Origin of the sequence: Frankia sp. Mgl5, from assembly GCF_023242985.1 — a bacterium.
In the GTDB taxonomy this organism is placed as follows: Bacteria; Actinomycetota; Actinomycetes; order Frankiales; family Frankiaceae; genus Parafrankia; species Parafrankia soli.
Genome location: NZ_JALKFY010000753.1, coordinates 1 through 1,759, shown reverse-complemented (window position 1 = coordinate 1,759; position 1,759 = coordinate 1). Strand labels below are relative to the sequence as shown.

2 protein-coding genes are annotated in these 1,759 nt (G+C 72.1%); both read right to left on the bottom strand.

The window, feature by feature from the left end:
• Positions 1–833: potassium-transporting ATPase subunit C (locus MXD62_RS27395; protein ID WP_248832282.1), on the bottom strand; the 833-nt coding region annotated here is incomplete at its 3' end.
• Between the two features lie 3 nt (positions 834–836).
• Positions 837–1,759 (bottom strand): HAD-IC family P-type ATPase (locus tag MXD62_RS27390; RefSeq protein WP_248832281.1); only part of this gene is annotated, 923 nt, incomplete at its 5' end.

The following is a 1,759-nucleotide window of genomic DNA, read 5'->3' as shown; positions in this document are numbered from 1 at the left end:
CCGATGAAGCCCAGGGCCCGGCCGGTGGTGTTCTCGTTGACGAGGTCACGGACCTTGCCGGCGGGCAGGCCGCGCTCGCGGGCGACCCGGGGGATCTGCAGCTCGGCGTAGGCCGGGCTGATGCCGGGGTCGAGGCCGCTGCCGCTGGCGGTCACCGCGTCGGCGGGCACGGCCGGGGTCTCGGGAGCGTCGCCGCGGACGAGGACCCGCTCACCCGCGGCGATGTCGTCGCCGGGGGCGCGGCAGGCGACCGCGACTCCCTGGTAGGTGGCGAGGAACGGGGCGGTGGGGCAGGGCTCGTTGGCGCTCACCACCCGGATGATCGGGCCGGCGGGACCGGGGCCGGCGTGGTAGACGGCGAGGACGGCCCCGACGCCGGAAGCGGTGCAGTACTTCCGGCCGCCGTCGACCCCCTCCCGCTCACCGATCGCCAGGCTGCGCTCGCAGACCTGGGTGAGCAGGCTCTGCCCGCTCTCGTCCTCGGGGGTGGCCGGGTCGTCGGGGGTGTCGACGACATCCTCGGGCCCGAGGTTGGACGCCGACGTGGCGGTCGGGTCGTAGCCGTCGCCCGCGGCGGACGGCCGGCTCTGGAAGTACGCGGGCAGCGCGTTGCCGTCGCTGTCGGTGAACGACTGGCCGATCAGGGAGGAGCCGACCCGCTGGCCGGCGGCGTTGGTGACGAAGGACCCGTCCGCCCGGTCTTTCAGGCCGGGGATCTGGGCCAGCGCCAGGATCGCCAGCGGGTAGGCCAGCCCGAGCAGGACGGTGAGGACGAGCAGGGCGCGCAGCGCCGCGAGGTGCTGGCGCAGCCAGGACGGAAGCCGAGTTGACATGGTTCAGCCCACTCCCGGGATGAACTGGACGAGAAGATCGATGACCTTGATGCCGGCGAACGGGACGACGATCCCACCGAGGCCGTAGACGTAGAGGTTGCGGCTGAGCAGCTTCGACGCGCTGGCGGGGGTGTAGCGCACACCGCGCAGCGCGAGCGGGATCAGCGCGACGATGACGAGGGCGTTGAAGATGACCGCGGAGAGGATCGCCGACTCGGGGCTGGCCAGCCGCATGACGTTGAGCCTGTCCAGGCCGGTGTAGACGCCGGCGAACATCGCCGGGATGATCGCGAAGTACTTGGCGACGTCGTTGGCGATGGAGAAGGTCGTCAGCGCCCCGCGGGTGATGAGCAGCTGCTTGCCGATCTCGACGATCTCGATGAGCTTCGTCGGGTTGCTGTCGAGGTCGACCATGTTGCCGGCCTCCTTCGCGGCCGACGTGCCGGTGTTCATGGCCACCCCGACGTCGGCCTGCGCGAGCGCGGGCGCGTCGTTGGTGCCGTCTCCGGTCATCGCGACGAGCTTGCCGCCCGCCTGCTCCCTGCGGATCAGCGCGAGCTTGTCCTCCGGAGTCGCCTCGGCGAGGAAGTCGTCGACACCCGCCTCGTCGGCGATCGCCTTCGCGGTGAGCGGGTTGTCCCCGGTGATCATCACGGTGCGGATACCCATCCGGCGCATGGCATCGAAGCGCTCCCGCATGCCGGATTTCACGACGTCCTTGAGCTGGATGACGCCGAGCACCCGCGCGGCCGGGCCGGACGGGCCGTCGGTGACCTCGCCTACGACCAGCGGGGTACCGCCCGAGGCGGAGATACCGTCCACGATCTCGCCGAGCTGGGCGGGTACCCGCCCGCCGTTCTCCCGCACCCACCGGGTGACCGCGCTCGCCGCCCCCTTGCGAACCCGCCGGGCGCCGACGGCGCTGG